At 72.3% G+C, this 22,656-nt stretch carries 19 protein-coding genes; 16 read left to right on the top strand and 3 right to left on the bottom strand.

Going from position 1 to position 22,656, the window contains the following annotated elements:
- The first annotated feature begins 1 nt into the window (after position 1).
- From rsmI to OG444_RS16205, 13 genes are all read left to right on the top strand, one after another.
- Positions 2-856 carry a 16S rRNA (cytidine(1402)-2'-O)-methyltransferase gene (gene rsmI, locus OG444_RS16265; protein ID WP_327266807.1) on the top strand — a complete coding sequence of 285 codons (855 nt, stop codon included), beginning with the start codon at positions 2-4 and terminating at the stop codon, positions 854-856.
- 160 nt (positions 857-1,016) lie between these two features.
- The gene (locus tag OG444_RS16260) at positions 1,017-1,514 is read left to right on the top strand and encodes a hypothetical protein (protein WP_442810535.1); all 498 of its coding nucleotides are present in this window, start codon (positions 1,017-1,019) and stop codon (positions 1,512-1,514) included.
- 10 nt (positions 1,515-1,524) lie between these two features.
- On the top strand, positions 1,525-2,415 hold the full coding sequence (locus OG444_RS16255) for a TatD family hydrolase (RefSeq protein ID WP_327262856.1): 891 nt from the start codon (positions 1,525-1,527) through the stop codon (positions 2,413-2,415).
- 115 nt (positions 2,416-2,530) lie between these two features.
- Positions 2,531-4,003, top strand: coding sequence for a ubiquitin-like domain-containing protein (locus tag OG444_RS16250; RefSeq protein ID WP_327262855.1), 1,473 nt, complete (start codon positions 2,531-2,533; stop codon positions 4,001-4,003).
- Complete coding sequence (gene rsmA, locus OG444_RS16245; protein WP_327262854.1) at positions 4,000-4,920, top strand: 16S rRNA (adenine(1518)-N(6)/adenine(1519)-N(6))-dimethyltransferase RsmA; 921 nt, start codon at positions 4,000-4,002, stop codon at positions 4,918-4,920. Before OG444_RS16250 ends, rsmA begins: the two co-directional genes overlap by 4 nt.
- Positions 4,917-5,834 carry a 4-(cytidine 5'-diphospho)-2-C-methyl-D-erythritol kinase gene (locus tag OG444_RS16240; protein ID WP_327262853.1) on the top strand — a complete coding sequence of 306 codons (918 nt, stop codon included), beginning with the start codon at positions 4,917-4,919 and terminating at the stop codon, positions 5,832-5,834. The genes rsmA and OG444_RS16240 overlap by 4 nt, the downstream gene beginning before the upstream one ends.
- A 193-nt stretch (positions 5,835-6,027) precedes the next feature.
- A complete protein-coding gene (locus OG444_RS16235; protein ID WP_327262852.1) occupies positions 6,028-7,356 on the top strand; it encodes an acyltransferase family protein in 1,329 nt (442 codons plus the stop codon).
- 28 nt (positions 7,357-7,384) lie between these two features.
- Positions 7,385-9,187, top strand: a complete 1,803-nt coding sequence (locus OG444_RS16230; RefSeq protein ID WP_327262851.1) for an ABC-F family ATP-binding cassette domain-containing protein — start codon at positions 7,385-7,387, stop codon at positions 9,185-9,187.
- A 162-nt stretch (positions 9,188-9,349) separates the two neighbouring features.
- Complete coding sequence (locus OG444_RS16225) at positions 9,350-10,957, top strand: outer membrane protein assembly factor BamB family protein (RefSeq protein ID WP_327262850.1); 1,608 nt, start codon at positions 9,350-9,352, stop codon at positions 10,955-10,957.
- A 43-nt stretch (positions 10,958-11,000) separates the two neighbouring features.
- Positions 11,001-12,728: an outer membrane protein assembly factor BamB family protein gene (locus tag OG444_RS16220; RefSeq protein ID WP_327262849.1), complete on the top strand. Its 1,728-nt coding sequence runs from the start codon at positions 11,001-11,003 to the stop codon at positions 12,726-12,728.
- Between the two features lie 127 nt (positions 12,729-12,855).
- Entirely contained in the window at positions 12,856-13,548 is a 693-nt protein-coding gene (locus OG444_RS16215; RefSeq protein ID WP_327262848.1) for a response regulator transcription factor, read from the top strand.
- A gap of 112 nt (positions 13,549-13,660) precedes the next feature.
- Complete coding sequence (gene galE, locus OG444_RS16210) at positions 13,661-14,620, top strand: UDP-glucose 4-epimerase GalE (RefSeq protein WP_327262847.1); 960 nt, start codon at positions 13,661-13,663, stop codon at positions 14,618-14,620.
- A gap of 487 nt (positions 14,621-15,107) precedes the next feature.
- The gene (locus OG444_RS16205; RefSeq protein WP_327262846.1) at positions 15,108-15,875 is read left to right on the top strand and encodes a response regulator transcription factor; all 768 of its coding nucleotides are present in this window, start codon (positions 15,108-15,110) and stop codon (positions 15,873-15,875) included.
- Here the strand turns inward: OG444_RS16205 and OG444_RS16200 are convergent.
- Entirely contained in the window at positions 15,834-16,331 is a 498-nt protein-coding gene (locus OG444_RS16200; RefSeq protein ID WP_030386194.1) for a MarR family winged helix-turn-helix transcriptional regulator, read from the bottom strand. The genes OG444_RS16205 and OG444_RS16200 overlap by 42 nt on opposite strands.
- Positions 16,332-16,492: 161 nt before the next feature.
- Here OG444_RS16200 and OG444_RS16195 point away from each other — a divergent pair, with 161 nt between their 5' ends.
- Both OG444_RS16195 and OG444_RS16190 read left to right on the top strand, forming a co-directional pair.
- Positions 16,493-17,350 carry a trans-aconitate 2-methyltransferase gene (locus OG444_RS16195; RefSeq protein WP_327262845.1) on the top strand — a complete coding sequence of 286 codons (858 nt, stop codon included), beginning with the start codon at positions 16,493-16,495 and terminating at the stop codon, positions 17,348-17,350.
- Positions 17,351-17,353: 3 nt separating this feature from the next.
- Positions 17,354-17,746: a VOC family protein gene (locus OG444_RS16190; RefSeq protein ID WP_327262844.1), complete on the top strand. Its 393-nt coding sequence runs from the start codon at positions 17,354-17,356 to the stop codon at positions 17,744-17,746.
- Between the two features lie 87 nt (positions 17,747-17,833).
- Here the strand turns inward: OG444_RS16190 and OG444_RS16185 are convergent, their stop codons facing one another.
- Together OG444_RS16185 and OG444_RS16180 are read right to left on the bottom strand one after the other, a co-directional pair.
- On the bottom strand, positions 17,834-18,508 hold the full coding sequence (locus OG444_RS16185) for a TetR family transcriptional regulator (protein ID WP_030008903.1): 675 nt from the start codon (positions 18,506-18,508) through the stop codon (positions 17,834-17,836).
- Positions 18,505-19,485, bottom strand: coding sequence for an acyl-CoA desaturase (locus OG444_RS16180; RefSeq protein ID WP_327262843.1), 981 nt, complete (start codon positions 19,483-19,485; stop codon positions 18,505-18,507). Before OG444_RS16180 ends, OG444_RS16185 begins: the two co-directional genes overlap by 4 nt.
- Positions 19,486-19,840: 355 nt before the next feature.
- Between OG444_RS16180 and ppc the strand changes: the two genes are divergently transcribed.
- Entirely contained in the window at positions 19,841-22,603 is a 2,763-nt protein-coding gene (ppc, locus tag OG444_RS16175; RefSeq protein ID WP_327262842.1) for a phosphoenolpyruvate carboxylase, read from the top strand.
- The last annotated feature ends 53 nt before the right edge of the window (positions 22,604-22,656 follow it).

The following is a 22,656-nucleotide window of genomic DNA, read 5'->3' as shown; positions in this document are numbered from 1 at the left end:
GATGGGCACGCTCGTGCTCGCCGGCACCCCCATCGGCGATCTCACGGACGCGCCGCCGCGCCTCGCGGCCGAGCTGGAGCGGGCCGATGTGATCGCCGCCGAGGACACCCGGCGGCTGCGCCGGCTCACCCAGGGGCTCGGCGTGCATACCACCGGGCGCGTCCTCTCGTACTTCGAGGGAAACGAGTCGGCGCGCACCCCGGAGCTGGTGGAGGCCCTGGCCGGCGGGGCGCGCGTGCTGCTGGTGACGGACGCGGGCATGCCCTCGGTCTCCGACCCCGGCTACCGGCTCGTCGCCGCCGCCGTGGAGAAGGACATCAAGGTCACGGCCGTCCCCGGGCCGTCCGCGGTGCTCACCGCGCTCGCCATGTCCGGGCTGCCGGTGGACCGGTTCTGCTTCGAGGGGTTCCTGCCGCGCAAGGCGGGGGAGCGCCTGGGCCGGCTGCGCGAGGTCGAGGGCGAGCGGCGCACGCTCGTCTACTTCGAGGCCCCGCACCGGCTCGACGACACCCTGGCCGCGATGGCCGAGGTCTTCGGGGCCGACCGGCGGGCCGCCGTCTGCCGCGAGCTGACCAAGACCTATGAGGAGGTCAAGCGCGGCGGGCTCGGCGAGCTCGCGGCCTGGGCCGCCGAAGGGGTGCGCGGGGAGATCACCGTCGTGGTCGAGGGCGCCCCGGCGGCCGTGCCCGGCGATGTGGACGACGAGGAGCTCGTGCGCAGGGTGCGGGTGCGCGAGGAGGCCGGTGAGCGGCGCAAGGAAGCCATCGCGGCGGTCGCGGCCGAGGCGGGCGTACCCAAGCGCGCGGTGTTCGACGCGGTGGTCGCGGCAAAGAACGCGGCACAAAAGGTGCCGTAGACAGGTAAAGAGCTAACCTGAAAGGCAAAGCTCAGACCGCGCACCGGGCACTTTCGGAATGACTCGCCCAAGGACCGTCCAACAGTAGACAGGGCCTGATGCGCTCCCGCCCGTTGAGGCGTCCACTGGCAATGGCACCAGTGGAACAAGAGGAGCTGGCATGAGTGAGATCGCAGACACCCCGGTACCCGTCCCCGCCGCCGCAGTCCCTGTCGCTGTGACCGCCTCCGACGTGCACACCGTGCACGAGGCCTACTCCTTCGCGTGCATGAAGTGCGGGTACGGCTGGGAGCAGGCGTACGCGATCGAGCACCATGTCGACGGCAGGGGCGAGCCGTTCATCATGTACAAGGTCGACGGCGAGCGGGTGCCCTCCCCGCTGTCCAACCCGACCTGCCTGAACTGCGGCGGACACGTCGTACGGATCATGCGGGCAGGGCAGGTCTCCTCGGTGATGGGCATGATCGACCACCTCTACCACCACCAGATCGCCCCCGGGATCGCCGGACCGGTGCCGGCCGGCGTGAACGTCCCCCGGGCGCCCAAGCCCCGCCGGCCGGCCAGGACGCACGATGCCCCGGGGCCGGTGGCCGTCGACCCGGCCGCCGAACGCCGGGGCCTGCTCTCCCGTCTGAAGGGGCTCTTCCGCCGGTCATAAGATCGGCCGTATGAGCACACGCGTGGAGAAGACGCAGCCCAAGGACGCACCGCCGCCGCTGCCCGAACCCCTCCGGGTGGCGGTCGCGGACTCCCACACCCACCTGGACATGCAGTCGGGCACCGTCGAGGAGGGCCTCGCCAAGGCCGCCTCGGTGGGCGTGACCACCGTCGTCCAGGTGGGCTGCGACGTGAAGGGCTCCCGGTGGGCCGCCGAGACCGCGGCGCAGTACGAGAACGTCCACGCGGCCGTCGCCCTCCACCCGAACGAAGCCCCGCGGATCGTGCTCGGGGATCCCGACGGATGGTCGCGGCAGGGCGCCCGGCCGGGCGGCGGCGAGGCCGCGCTGGACGAGGCGCTCGCCGAGATCGAGGCGCTGGCCGCGCTCGACCACGTCAAGGCGGTCGGCGAGACCGGACTGGACTATTTCCGCACCGGGCCGGAGGGCATGGCCGCCCAGGAGCGTTCCTTCCGCGCGCACATCGAGATCGCCAAGCGGCAGGGCAAGGCACTGGTCATCCACGACCGGGACGCCCACGCGGACGTGCTGCGCGTCCTGCGCGAGGAGGGCGCCCCGGAGCGGACCGTCTTCCACTGCTACTCCGGGGACGCCGACATGGCCCGCGAGTGCGCCGCCGCCGGGTACTACATGTCCTTCGCAGGGACCGTCACCTTCAAGAACGCCCAGCCGCTGCGCGAGGCCCTCGCCGTGGCCCCGCTGGAACTCGTGCTCGTCGAGACGGACGCGCCCTACCTCACCCCGGCGCCGTACCGCGGACGGCCCAACGCCCCGTACCTCATTCCGCTGACCGTCCGCGCGATGGCCGCCGTCCGCGGCATCGACGAGGACGCGATGGCCACCGCGCTGGCGGCCAACACGGCCCGCGCCTTCGGCTACTGACCCCGCGCCCACTCCGACACGCTGTGTAGCTGCGCGACTTTGGAGCGTGACGACTCCTCCGCTAGGGTGCCGTGCCCGCACCAGAGGGTGCCGGATCACCAGTGGAGCGAGCGTCGTGAGCGATACGCAGGGCAGTCACCGCCGTGGCGGTCCCGTCCCCGAGGCGTACGAGGCCCAGGCGTACGAGGCGTACGAGGCCGGGCCTCCGGCCCGGCCGTCCGGTCCGGGCGATCCCGGTCCCGCCGCGTGGGACCCGGAGCCCGCGGTCCCGGCCCCGCGCGGCGGGCGCCGCCGCCGGACCGGCATGTCGCCGCTCGAGCTGTCCGAGGCCGACACCCTGGCCGGGGCGCCCGCCGCGCCCGGCCCGGGCCGCCGCCGGGCCGCGAGCCCCGCGGCCCCGCCCGCGCCCGTCGCCCCGCCGGTACCGGTCGCCCCCGCGGTACCGGGCTCCGGGTCCGGCCGCCGGCGCGCCCGCGGCGCCCCCGCCCAGGCCCCCGGCACGAACTGGCGGCGGATCGTCCCGCAGGCCCTCGTCGTCGCCTTCCTCGCGGGCGGCACCACGGCCTTCGTGGCCGCGGACAAGTCCGTACGGCTCACCGTGGACGGCGTCCCGCGCAACCTCCACACCTTCGCCGACGACATCGGCGAACTGCTGGCCTCCGAAGGCCTCGGCGTCGGCCCCCACGACCTCGTCGCACCCGCCCCCGGCGAACCCCTCGACGACGGCGAGGAGGTCGTCGTCCGCTACGGCCGCCCCCTGCGCCTGACCCTCGACGGGCAGCAGCGCCAGGTGTGGACCACGGCCCGCACCGTCGAGGGCGCCCTGCGGCAGTTCGGCATCCGCGCCGAGGGCGCCTACCTCTCCACCCCCCGCACGGCCCCCGTCCCGCGAGCCGGTCTGGCCCTCAGCGTCCGCACCGAACGCAGCGTCACCTTCATGGCCGACGGCCGCGAACGCACCATCCGCACCAACGCCGCCACCGTCCAGGAGGCCCTGGACCAGGCGGGCATCACCCTCCAGGGCCAGGACACCACCTCCGTACCCCCCACCGCCTTCCCGCGCGACGGCCAGACCGTCACCGTGCTGCGGATCACCGGCACCCGCGAGGTCCGCGAGGAGCGCATCCCGTACGGGACCGAGAAGGTCAAGGACCCCGGGCTGTTCGCCGGGACCGAGGTCGTCGAGCGCGCCGGCCGCCCCGGCGCGCGCAGGGTCACGTACAGCCTGCGCACCGTCAACGGAGTCCGGCAGAAGCCCCGGCCCATCGCCGACGAGGTCGTCCGCGAGCCCGTCACCCAGCTCGTCAAGGTCGGCACCAGAGCGCTGCCGAGCTCCGTCGCCGGCGCCGACGGCCTCGACTGGGGGGCCCTCGCCCAGTGCGAGTCCGGCGGACGCGCCTCCGCCACCGACCCCTCGGGCACCTACGGCGGGCTGTACCAGTTCGACGTCCGTACCTGGCAGGGCCTCGGCGGCAGCGGCCGCCCGCAGGACGCCTCGGGCACGGAACAGACGTACCGGGCGAAGAAGCTCTACGTGCAACGGGGGGCGAGCCCGTGGCCGCACTGCGGCCGTAGGCTTTACCGGTGAGCACCGCAGAGCAGCAGCCCGAGAACACCGAGAACACCTCCCCCGCCGCGCCCGACGCCCTCCTCGGGCCGGCCGACATCAGGGAGCTGGCCGCCGCCCTCGGCGTACGCCCGACGAAGCAGAAGGGGCAGAACTTCGTCATCGACGCCAACACGGTGCGCCGGATCGTGCGCACCGCCGAGGTGCGCCCGGACGACGTGGTCGTCGAGGTCGGCCCGGGACTGGGCTCGCTGACGCTCGCGCTGCTGGAGGCCGCCGACCGGGTCGTCGCCGTCGAGATCGACGACATCCTGGCCGCCGCGCTGCCCGCCACCATCGAGGCCCGGATGCCCGCGAAGAAGGACCGCTTCGCGCTGGTCCACTCCGACGCGATGCTGGTGACCGAGCTGCCCGGCCCCCCGCCGACCGCACTCGTCGCGAACCTGCCGTACAACGTGGCCGTGCCCGTCCTGCTGACCATGCTCGACCGCTTCCCGACCATCGAGCGGACGCTCGTGATGGTGCAGGCGGAGGTCGCCGACCGGCTGGCCGCCGAGCCGGGCAACAAGGTCTACGGGGTGCCCTCCGTCAAGGCCAACTGGTACGCACACGTCAAGCGCGCCGGCGCCATCGGCCGCAAGGTCTTCTGGCCCGCCCCGAACGTCGACTCCGGTCTGGTCTCGCTGGTGCGCCGCACCGAGCCGATCAAGACCACCGCCACCAAGGCCGAGGTCTTCGCGGTCGTGGACGCCGCCTTCGCCCAGCGCCGCAAGACGCTGCGCGCCGCGCTGGCCGGCTGGGCCGGATCGGCGGCGGGCGCGGAGGCCGCGCTGGTCGCCGCCGGTGTCTCGCCGCAGGCCCGCGGGGAGTCCCTGACGGTCGAGGAGTTCGCGGCGATCGCCGAGCACAAGCCCGCGGCGGAGAGGCCCGCACTGTGAGCGCGCGCCGGGCGGCCGTGACCGTACGGGTCCCCGCGAAGGTCAACGTACAGCTGGCGGTGGGCGCCGCCCGCCCCGACGGCTTCCACGACCTGGCCAACGTCTTCCTCGCCGTCTCCCTCTTCGACGAGGTCACGGCCACCCCGGCCGATGCCCTGACCATCACCTGTGAGGGTCCCGACGCCGGCCAGGTCCCGCTGGACCGCACCAATCTCGCGGCGCGCGCCGCCGAGATCCTCGCGGCCCGGGCCGGGATCGAACCCGCCGTCCACCTCCACATCGCGAAGAACATCCCGGTCGCGGGCGGCATGGCGGGCGGCAGCGCGGACGGCGCCGCGGCCCTGCTGGCCTGCGACACCCTGTGGGGCCTCGGCACCCCGCTCGCCGAACTCCTCGACATGTGCGCGGAGCTCGGCAGCGACGTCCCCTTCAGCCTGGTCGGCGGGGCCGCGCTCGGCACGGGCCGCGGTGAGCTGCTGACGCCGGTGGAGGCCGGGGCGTTCCACTGGGTCTTCGCGGTGGCCGACGGCGGGCTGTCCACGCCGGCGGTGTTCCGCGAGTTCGACCGGCTGGCCGAGGCGGCGGGGAAGCGGATCCCCGAGCCGCAGGCCTCGCCGGCGCTGCTGGCGGCCCTGGCCTCGGGCGACGCGGACGCGCTGGCGGCCGTACTGGCCAATGACCTCCAGGCGGCGGCCCTTTCGCTGCGGCCGTCGCTGTCGGACACCTTGGCCGCGGGTGTCGACGGCGGTGCGCTCGCCGCGCTGGTCTCGGGCTCGGGGCCGACCACGGCGTTCCTCGTTGCGGACGAGGAAACCGCCGCCAAGGTTGCGGCCGCGCTCGAGGCCTCCGGCACCTGCCGGGCCACTCGCGTGGCGTCCAGCCCGGCCCCCGGGGCCACGGTCCTGCCGTCCTGACCCTGCGGGTCCGCTGCCGGGGGCGCTGCCCCCGGACCCCCGCGCCTCAAACGCCGGCGGGGCTGAAATCCCAGCCGCGCCGGCGATTGAGGCGCGGGGCACGGGGGCGGAGCCCCGGTAGTGGCAATACCTAGGCCGGAGTTGAGTATCCGCCCCCTGTCGGGAGACACCCCGCGGGAGCGACCGTAGTCGCATGACAGCCACCGCACGGGCCCTGGCCGACGCCACCCCCGCCGACCGCGACCGGTACGTCGACCTGCTGCGCGTCGCCTCGCTCGGCACCGTCATCGCCGGACACTGGCTGATGGCCGCCGTCAGCGCCGACGGGATAGGGAACCTGCTCGCCCTCGTTCCCGCGCTCCAGGTGCTCACCTGGGGGCTGCAGATCATGCCCGTCTTCTTCTTCGTCGGCGGCTTCTCGCACGCCCTGTCCTACCGCTCCCTGGCCCGCCGCACCGACGGCCCCGTCTACGCCGTCTTCCTGCGGGCCCGGCTCCAGCGGCTGCTGCGCCCCACCCTCGTCTTCGTCCTGGTGTGGGCCGTGCTCGCGCTCGCCGTGCAGCTCGCCGGCCGGGGCGGCGGTGCGCTGACCGGGGCCGCGCTGCGGCTGGTCACCCAGCCGCTGTGGTTCATCGGGATCTACCTGGCCATGGTCGCCTTCACCCCGCCGCTGCTGAAGCTGCACGAGCGCCACGGCTGGGCCGCCTTCGCCGCCCTGGCCGGGGCCGCCGCGCTGGTCGACGTACTGCGCTTCGCGCTCGGCGTCCCGTACGTGGAGTTCCTGAACTTCGCCTTCGTCTGGCTCGCCGTCCACCAGCTCGGCTTCCTGCGCGCCGACGGCCGCATCCGCCGGCCGGCCGTGCTCGCCGCCGCCGGACTCGCCTCGGCCGCCCTGCTGGTGGCGTACGGCCCGTACCCGCTGTCCATGGTCGGGATGCCCGGCGAGAAGGTCTCCAACATGGCCCCGCCCACCCTGGCCCTGCTCTGCCACGGCCTGTGGCTCGTCGGCGCCGTCCAGCTGGCGGCCGGGCCCGCCTCCGCCTGGCTGCGCCGTCCGCGCGTCTGGCGCGGGGTCGTCGCGGCCAACGGCCTCGCCATGACCGCCTTCCTGTGGCACCTCACCGCCATGCTCGGCGTGTACGGGGCCCAGCTCGCGCTCGGCCTCGGCCTGCCGGAGCCCGCGACGGCCGCCTGGTGGGCGCAGGTCCCGGTACGGATCCTCGCCGCGGCCGGGCTGACGGGCGTGCTCGTCGCGCTGTTCCGCCGCTTCGAGGCGCCCCGGCCGAGCGCCCCCGCCCCCGCACGGCGCACCGGCGGCCCGCTCGCCGCCCTCGGGATCACCCTGTGCCTGCTCGGGATCCTGGGTCTGTCCATGACCGGCCTCGGCGGCCTGCTCGACGGGCACAGCGCCACGCTGATCGCCCTTCCCGTCACCGCTCCGGCCGCGATCGCGATGGCACTGGGCGGCTGGTATCTCGTAGAACGGTCTGCCCCTGCCCGGAGGGTTAGGCTGAGGGGCTGATCCACACCCTTTCCCTGGAGCGCGTCTGATGGCCGTCAATCTGGTCAATGTCGAGGCAGTCAGCAAGGTGTACGGCACACGTACCCTGCTGGACGGCATCTCCCTCGGCGTGTCCGAGGGGGACCGGATCGGCGTGGTCGGCCGCAACGGCGACGGCAAGACCACCCTCATCCGGATGCTCGCCAAGCTGGAGGAACCCGACACCGGCCGGGTCACCCAGTCCGGCGGCCTGCAGATGGGCGTCCTCACCCAGCACGACTCCCTCGACCCCCGGGCGACCGTCCGCCACGAGATCATCGGGGACATGGCCGACCACGAGTGGGCCGGCAACGCCAAGATCCGTGACGTCCTGACCGGACTCTTCGGCGGCCTCGACCTGCCCGGCTTCGGCCAGGGCCTCGACACCGTCATCGGCCCGCTCTCCGGCGGCGAGCGCCGCCGGATCGCCCTCGCCAAGCTCCTCATCGCCGACCAGGACCTCCTGATCCTCGACGAGCCCACCAACCACCTCGACGTCGAGGGCATTTCCTGGCTGGCCAAGCACCTCCAGGAGCGCCGCTCCGCGCTCGTCTGCGTCACCCACGACCGGTGGTTCCTCGACCAGGTCTGCACCCGCATGTGGGACGTGCAGCGCGGTGACGTGCACGAGTACGAGGGCGGCTACAGCGACTACGTCTTCGCCCGCGCCGAGCGCGACCGCATCGCAGCCACCGAGGAGTCCAAGCGGCAGAACCTGATGCGCAAGGAGCTGGCCTGGCTGCGCCGCGGCGCCCCCGCCCGGACCTCCAAGCCGCGCTACCGCATCGAGGCGGCCAATGAGCTGATCGCCGACGTGCCGCCGCCGCGCGACACCTCCGAGCTGATGAAGTTCGCCAACGCCCGCCTCGGCAAGACGGTCTTCGACCTGGAGGACGTCAGCGTCCACGCCGGGCCGAAGGAACTGCTCAAGCACCTCACCTGGCACCTGGGTCCCGGCGACCGCGTCGGCCTCGTCGGCGTCAACGGCGCAGGCAAGACCTCCCTGCTGCGCGCCCTCGCCGAGGCCGCCCGTACCCAGGGCGAGGTCCAGCCCGCGGCCGGCCGGGTCATCGTCGGAAAGACCGTCAAGCTGGCCTACCTCTCCCAGGAGGTCGGTGAACTCGACCCGTCCCTGCGGGTCCTGGAGGCCGTCCAGCGCGTCCGCGACCGCGTCGACCTCGGCAAGGGCCGCGAGATGACGGCGGGCCAGCTCTGCGAGCAGTTCGGCTTCACCAAGGAGAAGCAGTGGACGCCCGTCGGCGACCTCTCCGGTGGTGAGCGGCGCCGCCTGCAGATCCTGCGCCTGCTGATGGACGAGCCCAACGTCCTCTTCCTCGACGAGCCCACCAACGACCTCGACATCGAGACCCTGACCCAGCTGGAGGACCTCCTCGACGGCTGGCCCGGCTCGATGATCGTGATCTCCCACGACCGGTTCTTCATCGAGCGCACCACCGACACGGTGATGGCGCTGCTCGGCGACGCGAGCCTGCGGATGCTGCCGCGCGGTCTGGACGAGTACCTGGAGCGCCGGCAGCGGATGATCGAGGCGGCCGCCCCGGCGCCCGCTCAGGCCTCCGCCGCCGCGAAGTCCACCGCCTCGGGGGACTCGCGCGCCGCGAAGAAGGAGCTCCAGAAGATCGAGCGGCAGCTGAACAAGCTGTCCGACCGCGAGGGCAACCTGCACGCCCAGATCGCCGAGAACTCCACCGATTACGACAAGGTGGCCAAGCTCGACGCGGAGCTCCGCGAACTCCTCGCGGACCGCGACGATTTGGAGATGCGCTGGCTGGAGTTGGCCGAAGACGCGTGAGTCCGGACAGATTTGAGCACCGCCCGGTCGGATAACGACCACGTCACGGGCCGGTCCGCCCTTGGGAACAGGGGTCGGACCGGCCCGTCGCATGTCGGCCACGAGTGGTAGAAAGGGTCGTTCCACACCCGACTTGCCGCCTGACGCCGAAGGTATGCGCTGATGACCGAGCCGCCCCAGCCGCCGACGCCCTCCGGCTACGGCCACTTGCCCGGTCCTCCGCAACCGGGATACGGGTTGCCCCCGCAGGGCCCCAACCCGTACGCCCAGCAGCCCCCGACCGTCACCCAGCCGCCCGTGTCCGGCGGCGTGCACGGGTTCCCGACGTCGCCCGGCACGCCCCCCGTCGGGCCGCGGCCCGGCCGGCGCAAGGCAGTGGTCCTGATCGCGGCCGCGGTCGCGGGGGTCCTCGTACTCGGTGCCGGCGGCTACTTCCTGCTCGGTGACGACGGGAAGCCCGCCGCGAAGGGGCCCGTCGCGCAGAGCCCGGCGCCCGCCGACGGCAAGCCCGCACCCTCGGCCTCGACGGAAAGGGACGACCCCATCGGCCACGGGAGCAACATCCCGACCGACCTCAACGCGGGCCGCAAGCCGGGTGAGGACAAGGCCCTCTGGCTGAAGACCGTCAAGATGGAGGGCCCGGGTGCCGGTATCCCGGCCAAGGGCCTGTGGGTCGTCGGCGACACCGTCGTCAAGACCGTCGACAAGTCCGTCATCGGCTACGGGACGACCGACGGCAAGGAGAAGTGGAAGATCGATCTCCGCACGGAGATCTGCGGAATCACCGGTCAGACCACCCCAGACGGCAAGACCGTCATGGTCGTCAAGAACGCCGACGGCAACTGCAACCAGATCAAGCTCATCGACCTCAAGGCCGGCAAGGAGGGCTGGACGAAGGAGCTCGTCATGGAGGGGCCGTTCAAGACCGCCTCCGACACCACGGTCAGCCTCAGCGGCGACACCTTCGCCCTCGGCTGGATGGGGGGCCAGAGCGCCCACCGACTGAGCACCGGCGACAAGCTCTTCTCCGACGCGGGCCCCGATGGCTGCAAGCCCATGACGTACGCCGCGGACAACAACAAGATGATCGCCACGGCCCTCTGCATGGACGACGACCGGACCATCGAGATCCAGGACGCCGACCCGAACACCGGCAAGAAGACCTGGAGCTACCGCCTGCCCAAGGGCTACCAGGTCAACGCCGTCTACTCGGTCAGCCCCACCGTGATCGACACCGGCAACCGCGACACCAAGCAGCGCGCGATCCTCGTCCTCGACGACAAGGGACAGAAGCGCAGCACGCTCTCCGGTGAAGGCAGCTTCCTGGTCAACTGCGGCGGCAGCAGCACGACCGAGGGCCTGCAGCACTGCGGGGACTCCAACGTCGACGCGGACACCCTCTACCTCCAGTCCGCGGACAAGTCCACCGGCAGCGAGATCGTCGCCTTCGACCTCGGCACGGGCAAGGTCAAGTGGCGCACCAAGGCCGGCGACAAGAAGGTCCTCATCCCGCTCAGGGCCGCGGACGGCCGGCTGACCGCCTACCGCGCCTCCGTGGCCGACCAGCCCGGCGAGGTCGTCTCGTTCCCGGGCGGCGGAGGCGAGCCCCAGACGCTGCTGAAGCTTCCCTCGGGCACCTCCGCACGGCTCGAGGCTTCCTTCCTGACCTCCGAGAGCGTCGCCTACGGGGACGGGCGGCTCTTCCTCTCCGTCCCCCGGCTGATCGGCGAGAACAAGGAGGAGAAGCTCCTGATGGCCTTCGGCAAGTGAACGAGTCCACCGAGCCGCCCACCGAGAGGCAGTAGAACCCCGCATGAGTACGCCGAGTACCCCGCCGCCCCCGCAGCAGCCCCCGTCGGGAGGCTTCGGCGCGCCCCCGCCGGTCCCGCCCGCGCCGGAGGGCGCTCCGCAGCCGCCGGCCCCGTCGGCCCAGCAGCCCGGTTACGGCTACCCGCCCGTCCAGCAGCCCGGCTACGGATACCCGCAGTCCGGTCCCGGTTACGGCTACCCGCAGCAGCCCGGCACCCCGCCGCCGTTCGGCCCGCCCGGTGTGCCCGGCCCGCCCGGCGCGCCCGAACCCGCGGCCCGGCCCGCGGCCGGCGGCGGCAACGACAAGCGCACCCAGCTGATGATCGTCGGCGCGGCCCTGCTGGCCATCGTCCTCATCGTCGGCGGCGGCCTCTGGTACACCTCCGGCGACGGCGGCGGGACCACCGCGAAGAGCGACCCCAGCGCCTCCCCGGGCGGCGACAAGAACCAGGTCTCCACGCCCGGCACCGAGAAGGTCCCCGGCAATCCCAAGTCGAAGACCCTCTACAACCACCCGGCCCCCACGGTCGCCGACCTGGTCTCCGTCAACGGCTCCTGGCTGACCGACAACACCTACGTCAAGTCCGACGTGTCGAAGGTCGTCGGCTACAACCTCGTCGACGGCTCCAAGAAGTGGGAGATCCCCCTCACGGGCGAGGTCTGCGGCGCCACCCACCACGTCAGCGAGAACAAGAGCGCGATCCTCTTCCGGCCCGCCCAGCCCACGGCCGAGAACAAGTACCCGCCGTGCACCGAGGTCGGCGTCATCGACCTGGAGGCCGGCAAGCTCGCATGGTCCGGCAACGTCAAGAGCGCCACCGGCGGCGACAAGCCCGTCCAGTTCTCCGAGATCACCATCAGCGGCAAGACCGTCGCTGCGGGTGGCGTCTCCAGCGGCGGCGCCGCCTGGAACCTCGCCGACGGCAAGAACCTGTGGCAGCCCAAGGTCGACGGTGAGAGCTGCCGCGACACCGGCTACGCGGGCGGCGAGGCCCTCGGTGTCATCCGCAAGTGCGGCCAGCACCCCAACTACACGCTGCACGCGCAGATCCTCGACCCGGTCACCGGCGCGCCCACCGCCTCGTACAAGCTCTCCCAGGGCATCGAGTACGCACACATCGTCTCCACCAAGCCGTTCGTCGTCGGGGCCGACGTCGGGGACAACGCCAAGGGCGGCAAGGGCGTCAGCGACCTGTTCGTCATCGACCCCAAGGGCGAGCTGAAGGCCCGCATCCCCCTCGTCGCCGGCTCCTTCGCCGCCAAGTGCGCCTCCACCGACGTCGAGAAGTGCTCGAACATGGTCGTCGGCAACGGCAAGGTCTACGTGCCCTCCGCCGAGCACCAGGGCCAGTCCCCCAGCGGCCGCACCAACGAGCTGGTCTCCTTCGACCTGGAGACCGGCAAGCAGACCACCGACCGCGCCGACGCGGGCGAGCGGTACACCATGTACCCGCTGCGCATGGACGGGGCGAACATCATCGCCTACAAGACCCCCCCGTACGACAAGGGCGGCCAGATCGTCAGCATCGACGGCAAGACGATGAAGGAAACCCTCCTCATGGAGAACCCGGCCGACAAGGCCATCAGGAGCGGCGAGACGTCCTTCTCGCCCGAGTTCTCCTCCGAGTTCCGTTACCACAACGGAAAGCTCTTCATGTCCAAGCAGAACGTCAGCAAGCCGTTCTCGGAGACCGAGAAGGACTTCCTGTTCGTCTCCTTCACCGCGAGCTGACTCGCACAGCACCGCCAGAAGCCCCCGAACGGTCCGCACCGATCGGGGGCTTCTGCGCGGTATCCCCCTCGCACCGTCGAACAAGCGTGTAGCTTGCCGGGTCAGAAGGGTGGGGGGTGGTTCCTCAATGGGCGTACGGGTCGTGGTGGTCGACGAGCACCGGCTGCTGGCCGAGGCACTCGCCTCTGCCCTGAAGCTGCGCGGCCACCGGGTACTGGCCGCCGCGGCCCCGGCGGCGGGCGCCGCCGAGCTGGTCATCGGCCGCGCTCCGGAGGTCTGCCTGTTCGGCACGGCCACCCCGGCCGAGCCCGGGGTCTTCGAGCCCGTCGTCCGCATCAAGCGGGAGCGCCCGCAGACCGCCGTGGTCGTCCTCGGCCCGGTGCCCAGCCCGCGCGGGATCGCGGCCGCCTTCGCCGCCGGCGCCTGCGGGTACGTACGCCAGGACGAGCGCATCGAGGGCGTGGAACGGGCGTTGGCCAAGGCCAGGGCGGGGGAGGTGGCGATCGCCCCGCAGCTGCTGCAGGGGGCCTTCGCGGAGCTGCTGAACCCCGCTGCCCAGCCCGACGACGAGGGCAGCAGGCTGCTGCGGCTGCTCACCCCGCGCGAGGTGGAGGTGCTCGTCCGGGTCGCCGAGGGCGAGGACACCCGGCTGATCGCCGCGGGCATGGAGATCGCCCCGAGCACCGCCCGTACGCACGTGCAGCGGGTCCTGATGAAGCTGGGCGTGGGGTCGAGGCTGGAGGCGGCCGCGCTGGCCGCCCGTACCGGCCTGCTGGACCGGGCGCTGCCCACGGCCCCGTCCGCCGCCGCGCGCGGCTGACGCACCGGCGGGGTCCGGCCGCCGATTTCCCCATGGGCGCGGAATCGGGTAAGCCAGTCTCCAAGCACGCGCACGAACCCGCGCGTGCTCCCCCGCGAGAGGCAGTAGGCGAGTGAGCAAGTACCTGGTAACCGGTGGCGCAGGATACGTCGGCAGCGTGGTCGCGGCCCACCTTCTGGAGGCCGGCCACGAGGTCACCGTCCTCGACGACCTGAGCACGGGCTTCCGCGTCGGGGTCCCGGCGGGCGCCACCTTCGTCGAGGGCCGGATCCAGGACGCCGCCCGCCACCTGGACGCCTCCTACGACGCGGTGCTGCACTTCGCGGCGTCCTCGCAGGTCGGCGAGTCCGTGGTGAACCCGGGCAAGTACTGGGAGAACAACGTCGGCGGGACGCTGGCCCTGCTGGCCGCGATGCGCGAGGCCGGCGTGCGCAAGCTGGTGTTCTCCTCCACCGCCGCCACCTACGGGGAGCCGACGGAAGGCCTGCTGACCGAGACCTCGGTCACCGCGCCGACCAACCCGTACGGCGCCACGAAGCTGGCCGTCGACCACATGATCGCGGGGGAGTGCGTGGCGCACGGCCTGGCCGCGGTGTCCCTGCGCTACTTCAACGTGGCCGGTGCCTACGGCGAGTTCGGCGAGCGGCACACCCCCGAGACGCACCTGATCCCGCTGGTCCTCCAGGTCGCGCTGGGCGAGCGGGAGTCGATCTCGGTGTTCGGCGAGGACTACCCGACCCCGGACGGCACCTGCGTCCGCGACTACATCCACGTCGCCGACCTGGCGGAGGCCCACCTGGCCGCCCTGCGGGTCGCCGCCGACGGGGAGCACCTGATCTGCAACCTGGGCAACGGCAGCGGGTTCTCCGTCCGCGAGGTCGTCGAGACCGTCCGCAAGGTCACCGGGCGGGAGATCCCCGAGGTCGTCGCCCCGCGCCGGGCCGGCGACCCGGCGATGCTCGTCGCCTCCGCGCGCAGGGCCCACGAGCGCCTCGGCTGGACCCCGAGCCGCTCGGACCTCACCGGGATCATCGCGGACGCGTGGAACTTCGCGCGCACGCACGCCTCCTGAGCCTTCCGGAACCCCCGGCCGTCCGGACCTCCGCCGTCCTGCACGCCCCCCGCACCCCGACCGGTGCGGGGGGCGTGTGCGTGTGGGCCGTGCGCTGCGGACGGGCGCTGTGCGCGGGCGCCCGGCGTGCACACGCCGGGTGAAATGCCCCCCGTGCAACTGCCCGCGGCACACGCCGGTACCGAAGCCGCCATCAGGACCTTCGGGGCAGGCGATTTCAAGCCACCACAAAGCCGGTTCGCAGCGCCCGCGCCGGAAAATCCGAGGGAAAACTTCTGCTATTCGGCCAACCGCCCGGCGCCCCCGGCCCTACGCTGATGCGTAACACCGGTGGGGGCCGGTGTTGATTCAGGGGTCGAGACAAGTCGGGTACGTCGTCCGGTCCGGGGTAGTGCAGAGATGTCACGGCGGCGGCCGGGGCAGCTGCGGATCACCCGGTCCGGGCGCCGTACCCGCCGTCGTCCGTTCCCCTACCCTTGGGGGTTTTGTGGTTCGTATCCGGGTTCTCGTCGTCGACGATCACCGCATCTTCGCCGAATCGCTCGCAGCCGCGCTCGCGGCCGAGCCGGACGTGGACGTGTCCGCGGCCGGCAGCGGTCCCGCCGCGCTGCGCTGCCTCGAACGCGCGGCGGCCGAGGGCCGTCGCTTCGACGTCCTGCTGGTCGACGCCGATCTCGGCGCGGTCCCGGGGGCCGTGCCCGCCCAGCGGGAGCCGGGCTCCGGGGCGCCGCCGCCGGCCTCGGACGGGATCGCGCTGGTCGCAGGGGTGCGGGTGACCCATGCCGGGGTCCGCACCGTCGTGCTCGCCGAGCGCGACGATCCCCGTCGGGCCGCCCTCGCGCTCCAGGCGGGAGCCTCGGGCTGGGTCGCGAAGGACTGTTCGCTCTCACGGCTGCTGGCCGTGATCCGCGGGGTCCTGCGCGAGGAGACCCACCTGCCGCCCGCCCTGCTCACCGGGGTGCTCCGGGAACTGACCGCGGCGCGCAAGCACCGTACGGACAGCGAGCGTCTGGTGGAGTCGCTGACCCCGCGCGAGCGCGAGGTGCTGCGCTGCATGGTGGCGGGGCTGGGCCGCAAGGACGTGGCGGCGCGGCTGTTCCTGTCTCCGCACACGGTCCGCACCCACATGCAGAACGTGCTGGGCAAGCTCGGGGTGCACTCCACGCTGGCGGCGGTGGCACTGGCCCGGCGGGCCGGCGTACGACCGGCGGACCTAGCCGGGGATGTTGTCGAACGGAGCGGTCAACTGGCGTAGCAGCCCGGCGAGATCGCCGCGCTGGTTCTGCGAGAGCTGGGCCAGGATCGCCCGCTCCTGGGCCAGCAGCCCGGCGAGGGCCTGGTCGGCACGGTCCCGTCCTTCGGGGGTGAGCCGCACCAGGACCCCCCGGCGGTCGCTGGGGTCCGGGAGCCGTTCGACGAGGCCCTTCTTGGCCAGCCGGTCGATGCGGTTGGTCATGGTGCCGGAGGTGACCAGGGTCTGGGTCAACAGCTGGCCGGGGGAGAGCTGGTAGGGCGCGCCGGCCCGCCGGAGCGAGGTGAGGACGTCGAACTCCCAGGGCTCCAGGCCGTGCTCGGAGAAGGCCAGCCGGCGGGCGCGGTCGAGATGGCGCGCGAGCCTGCTGACGCGGCTCAGTACCTCGAGCGGTTCCACGTCGAGGTCAGGGCGCTCCCGCCGCCATGCCGCCACCAGTCGGTCGACCTCGTCCTCCATGCCGATCAGTGTAAGGGGTCTGTCGATGTGAAGTCTCTTCATACCGAGTATCTTGATCACGAGTATCTTGACATCGAGATATAAATGAAGCGAGCATGGGGCATGGAGGGGGCCGGAACGGATTCCGCTTCCGATCGCCCCGCCAGCAGGGAGGCTCGAACATGTATTCCGATACCGCGCGCGCCGGGACCCCCACGTCCACCGCGCCATCCGCCCCCACCTGGGACCCCCAGCAGTACCTCCGGCACTCGGGCCACCGCACACGGCCCTTCCTCGACCTGCTCACCCGGATACCCGAGCTCCCCCACCGCCCCGCCCGCATCGCCGACCTCGGCTGCGGCCCCGGCAACGTCACCACCCTCCTCGCCGACCGATGGCCCGAGGCCCGCATCACGGGCTTCGACCTCTCCCCGGAGATGCTCCACCGCGCCGGCGAGGAGTACGCCGGACCCACCCCCGGCGGCGGCAGCCTCGACTTCCGCCACGGCGACCTCGCCACCTGGCTTCCCGAAGAGCCCTACGACCTGATCGTCTCCAACGCCGCCCTCCAGTGGGTCCCCGGCCACCCCGGCTCCTTCGGCGCCTGGATCAACGGCCTGCGCCCCGGCGGCACCTTCGCCTTCCAGATCCCCGGCAACTTCACCGCCCCCAGCCACGCCCTGCTCGCCGAGCAGTGCGACACCCCGCGCTGGCGGTCCCGGCTCGCCGGACACGGCGCCCGCTACATCCACCTCCTCGAACCCGCCGAATACCTCGCCCGGTTCACCGCACTCGGCTGCGCCGCCGATGTCTGGGAGACCACCTACCACCAGCTGCTCCAGGGCCCCGACCCCGTACTCGACTGGGTCAAGGGCACCGCCCTGCGGCCCGTTCTCACCGCCCTCGGCGACGACCGCGACGCCGTGGACGCCTTCCTCACCGAATACCGCGACCGGCTGCGCGCGGCCTACCCGACCGGCCCGCGCGGCACCGTCTTCCCGTTCCGCCGCATCTTCGCCGTAGCCCGCAAGGAGGCATGACCTGTGCTGACCGCAGTCGACCACGTGCAACTCGCCGCGCCGCCGGACTCGGAGGACCTGCTCCGCGCCTATTACACGGACGTCCTCGGCATGACCGAGATCCCCAAGCCGCCCGTCCTCGCCGCACGCGGGGGCTGCTGGTTCGCCGCCGGCCCGGTCCAGCTGCACCTCGGCGTCGAGGAGGACTTCCGGCCCGCCCGCAAGGCCCACCCGGGGCTGCGGGTCACCGACATCGAGGCGTACGCGAGCAGACTGAGCGAGCGGGGCGCCAAGGTCGTCTGGGACGACGACCTGCCGGGCCACCGCCGCTTCTACTCGGAGGACCCCGTCGGCAACCGGCTCGAATTCCTGGAGCGGCACCACCCGGAACCCGCTGCTCTGGAACCTTGCGCATAGGACGTACCGCCCGGCACCACACGACGGCGCCCCGCCACCGGATCTCCGGTGACGGGGCGCCGTCGTGATGCCTGCGCGTACCGCGTCTCAGTTCTTGCGCCGGCCCACCAGCTGCGGCTTCGACTCCAGCCCGTCCAGCCCGTGCCAGGCGAGATTCACCAGATGCGCCGCGACCTCCGCCTTCTTGGGCTTGCGGACGTCCAGCCACCACTGCCCGGTCAGCGCCACCATCCCGACCAGCGCCTGCGCGTACAGCGGGGCCAGCTTGGGGTCGAAGCCCCGCGCCTTGAACTCCAGGCCCAGGATGTCCTCGACCTGCGTGGCGATATCGCTGATCAGCGAGGCGAAGGTGCCGGTCGACTGGGCGACCGGCGAGTCCCGGACGAGGATCCGGAAGCCGTCCGTGTACGACTCGATGTAGTCCAGCAGCGCGAAGGCCGCCTGCTCCAGCAGCTCCCGCGGATGCCCGGCCGTCAGCGCGCCCGTCACCCCGTCCAGCAGCTGGCGCATCTCCCGGTCCACGACGACCGCGTACAGGCCCTCCTTGCCGCCGAAGTGCTCGTACACCACCGGCTTGGACACCCCGGCCTTCGCCGCGATCTCCTCCACCGAGGTGCCTTCGAAGCCCTTCTCCGCGAACAGGGTCCGGCCGATGTCCAGCAGTTGCTGGCGCCGCTCCGCGCCCGTCATCCGTACCCGGCGGCCGCGCCTGGGCTTGTCGCTGCTGGAATTACTGCCGTCGATCGCCACGCCCCCCATCATGCCGCGTTCGACTCGTTTTCCCTGCGCCGGGCATCGATGCGGGCAGCCGACGGCCAGCGCACGTCCGTCGCCCAGCCGAGCTGCTCGAACCACCTGATCAGCCGGGCGCTGGAGTCGACCTGGCCGCGCAGCACACCGTGCCGCGCCGAGGTCGGGTCGGAGTGGTGCAGGTTGTGCCAGGACTCCCCGCACGAGAGCACCGCCAGCCACCACACGTTGCCGCTGCGGTCCCGGGACTTGAACGGCCGCTTGCCCACCGCGTGGCAGATCGAGTTGATCGACCACGTCACGTGGTGCAGCAGCGCGACCCGCACCAGGGAGCCCCAGAAGAACGCCGTGAACGCGCCCCACCAGGACATCGTCACCAGACCGCCCACCAGCGGCGGGATCGCCAGCGAGAACATCGTCCAGAAGATGAAGTCCCGCGAGATCCGGCGGATCGCCGGGTCCTTGATCAGGTCGGGGGCGTACTTCTGCTGATCGGTCTGCTCCTCGTCGAAGAGCCAGCCGATGTGCGCCCACCACAGCCCCTTCATCAGGGCCGGCAGCGTCTCCCCGAACCGCCACGGCGAATGCGGGTCACCCTCGTGGTCCGAGAACTTGTGGTGCTTGCGGTGGTCGGCCACCCAGCGCACCAGCGGACCCTCCACCGCCATCGACCCCATCACGGCGAGCGCGATCCGCAGCGGCCGCTTCGCCTTGAAGGAACCGTGCGTGAAGTAGCGGTGGAAACCGATGGTGATCCCGTGGCAGGCCAGGAAGTACATGAAGACCATCAGACCCAGGTCCAGCCAGCTCACCCCCCAGCCCCAGGCCAGCGGGACCGCGGCCAGGAGCGCCACGAAGGGAACGGTGATGAACAGCAGCAGAGCGATCTGCTCGATGGACCGCTTGTTCTCGCCGCCGAGTGTCGCGGACGGCTCGGACGTGTCGGAGGGCGCGGTGGCACCCTCGATCAGATCGGGACTGGTGGTCATGGGTGTCCCCTGGGGGGTGAGAGAAGGCGGGAGGCTCCCTGGTTACGAAACCCTACGGACCCGTAACCTACGGCATCGTAAGTATGGCAAAGCCGGGTGAGCTGGCAAGAGGGGCAGCGCCGGGAGGAGGAGCGCGCGCGAGGTGTTCACGCGCCGCCTGATGAGACGTTTGTCCAGGCACACGCGTCGGACACCTATCCTGGGTCCCGTCGGACAGCGCGGTCCGCACGGGCAGCCCGAGCTGCGCATCAGGAGCGGAGATCCCGCCCCCGGACCGAGTCCGGGGAAGGCATCGCCGCACGTCGCCGGGAGCCCACCGCCCAGTAGCGCTCGAACACTGCAAGGAGCCGCACCTGTGAGCAGTGCTGACCAGGCCCCCCAGGGCCAGGCCCCCGTCACCCCGGCCGCCACCGCCAACGCGGAACTGCGCGCGGACATCCGCCGCCTGGGTGACCTCCTCGGGGAGACCCTCGTACGCCAGGAGGGCCAGGACCTCCTCGACCTCGTCGAGCGCGTCCGCGCCCTCACCCGCACCGACGGCGAGGCCGCCGCCGCCCTGCTCGGCGACACCGACCTGGAGACCGCCGCCAAGCTCGTACGCGCCTTCTCCACCTACTTCCACCTCGCCAACGTCACCGAGCAGGTGCACCGCGGCAAGGAGCTGCGCGCCCACCGTGCCGCCGAGGGCGGGCTCCTCGCCCGTACGGCCGACATGCTGAAGGACGCCGACCCCGAACACCTGCGCGCGACGGTCAAGAACCTCAACGTCCGCCCCGTCTTCACCGCGCACCCCACCGAGGCGGCCCGCCGCAGCGTCCTCAACAAGCTGCGCCGCATCGCCACCCTGCTGGAGGAGCCGGTCACCGGCGCCGGCGACCGCCGCCGCCACGACCTGCGCCTCGCCGAGAACATCGACCTCGTCTGGCAGACCGACGAGCTGCGCGTCGTGCGCCCCGAGCCCGCCGACGAGGCCCGCAACGCCATCTACTACCTCGACGAGCTGCACGCCGGCGCCGTCGGGGACGTACTGGAGGACCTCGCCGCCGAGCTCCAGCGCGTCGGCGTCGAGATCCCCGCCGGCACCCGCCCCCTCACCTTCGGCACCTGGATCGGCGGCGACCGCGACGGCAACCCCAACGTCACCCCCGAGGTCACCCGCGACGTGCTGATCCTCCAGCACGAGCACGGCATCACCGACGCGCTGGAACTCATCGACTATCTGCGCGGACTCCTCTCCAACTCCATCCGCTACACCGGAGCCACCGAGGAACTCCTCGCCTCCCTCCAGGCCGACCTGGAGCGCCTCCCCGAGATCAGCCCGCGCTACAAGCGGCTGAACGCCGAGGAGCCGTACCGCCTCAAGGCCACCTGCATCCGGCAGAAGCTCCTCAACACCCGCGAGCGCCTCGCCAAGGGCATCCCGCACGAGGAGGGCCGCGACTACCTCGGCACCGCCGAGCTGCTCACCGACCTCACCCTCATCCAGACCTCCCTGCGCGAACACCGCGGCGCGCTCTTCGCCGACGGCCGCATGGACCGCACCATCCGCACCCTGGCCGCCTTCGGGCTCCAGCTCGCCACGATGGACGTGCGCGAGCACGCCGACGCCCACCACCACGCGCTCGGCCAGCTCTTCGACCGGCTCGGCGAGGAGTCCTGGCGCTACGCCGACATGCCGCGCGAGTACCGGCAGAAGCTCCTCGCCAAGGAACTGCGCTCCCGCCGCCCGCTGGCGCCCACCCCGGCCCCGCTCGACGCCGCCGGAGCCAAGACCCTCGGCGTCTTCGGTGCCATCAAGGACGCCTTCGAGAAGTTCGGCCCCGAGGTCATCGAGTCGTACATCATCTCGATGTGCCAGGGCGCCGACGACGTCTTCGCCGCCGCCGTCCTCGCCCGCGAGGCCGGCCTCATCGACCTCCACACCGGCTGGGCCAAGATCGGCATCGTCCCGCTCCTGGAGACCACCGACGAGCTGCGCGCCGCCGACGTCATCCTCGACGAGATGCTCGCCGACCCCTCCTACCGGCGCCTTGTCTCCCTGCGCGGAGACGTCCAGGAGGTCATGCTCGGCTACTCCGACTCCTCCAAGTTCGGCGGCATCACCACCTCCCAGTGGGAGATCCACCGCGCCCAGCGCCGGCTGCGCGACGTCGCCCACCGCTACGGCGTGCGCCTGCGCCTCTTCCACGGCCGTGGCGGCACCGTCGGCCGCGGCGGCGGCCCCTCCCACGACGCGATCCTCGCCCAGCCCTGGGGGACCCTCGAGGGCGAGATCAAGGTCACCGAGCAGGGCGAGGTCATCTCCGACAAGTACCTGGTCCCCTCGCTGGCCCGGGAGAACCTCGAACTGACCGTCGCGGCCACCCTGCAGGCCTCCGCCCTGCACACCGCGCCCCGCCAGTCCGACGAGGCCCTCACCCGCTGGGACGCGGCCATGGACGTCGTCTCCGACGCCGCGCACGCCGCGTACCGCGAGCTCGTCGAGGACCCCGACCTGCCCTCGTACTTCTTCGCCGCGACCCCCGTCGACCAGCTCGCCGACCTGCACCTGGGCTCCCGGCCCTCCCGCCGCCCCGACTCCGGCGCCGGCCTCGACGGACTGCGCGCCATCCCGTGGGTCTTCGGCTGGACCCAGTCCCGCCAGATCGTCCCCGGCTGGTACGGAGTCGGCTCCGGCCTCAAGGCCCTGCGCGAGGCGGGCCAGGAGGACGTCCTCGCCGAGATGGGCGGACGCTGGCACTTCTTCCGCAACTTCCTGTCCAACGTCGAGATGACGCTGGCCAAGACCGACCTGCGGATCGCCCGCCACTACGTCGACACCCTCGTGCCCGAGAACCTCAAGCACGTCTTCGCCCGCATCGAGGCCGAGCACGAGCTCACCGTGCGCGAGGTTCTGCGGATCACCGGCGCCCAGGAGCTCCTCGGCTCGAACCCGGTGCTCCAGCAGACCTTCGCCGTGCGCGACGCCTACCTGGACCCGATCTCCTACCTCCAGGTCTCCCTGCTGGCCCGCCAGCGCGCCGCCGCCGCCCGGGGCGAGGAGGCCGACCCGCTGCTCGCCCGGGCCCTGCTGCTCACGGTCAACGGCGTCGCCGCGGGCCTGCGCAACACCGGCTGAGCACCCGCAGGGCCCGTACGGCCCGGACCGCCGCCCAGGCACGACGAAGCCCC

This window comes from Streptomyces sp. NBC_01232 (assembly GCF_035989885.1).
In the GTDB taxonomy this organism is placed as follows: domain Bacteria; phylum Actinomycetota; class Actinomycetes; order Streptomycetales; family Streptomycetaceae; genus Streptomyces.
This window is presented reverse-complemented; position numbering and strand designations above follow the sequence as displayed.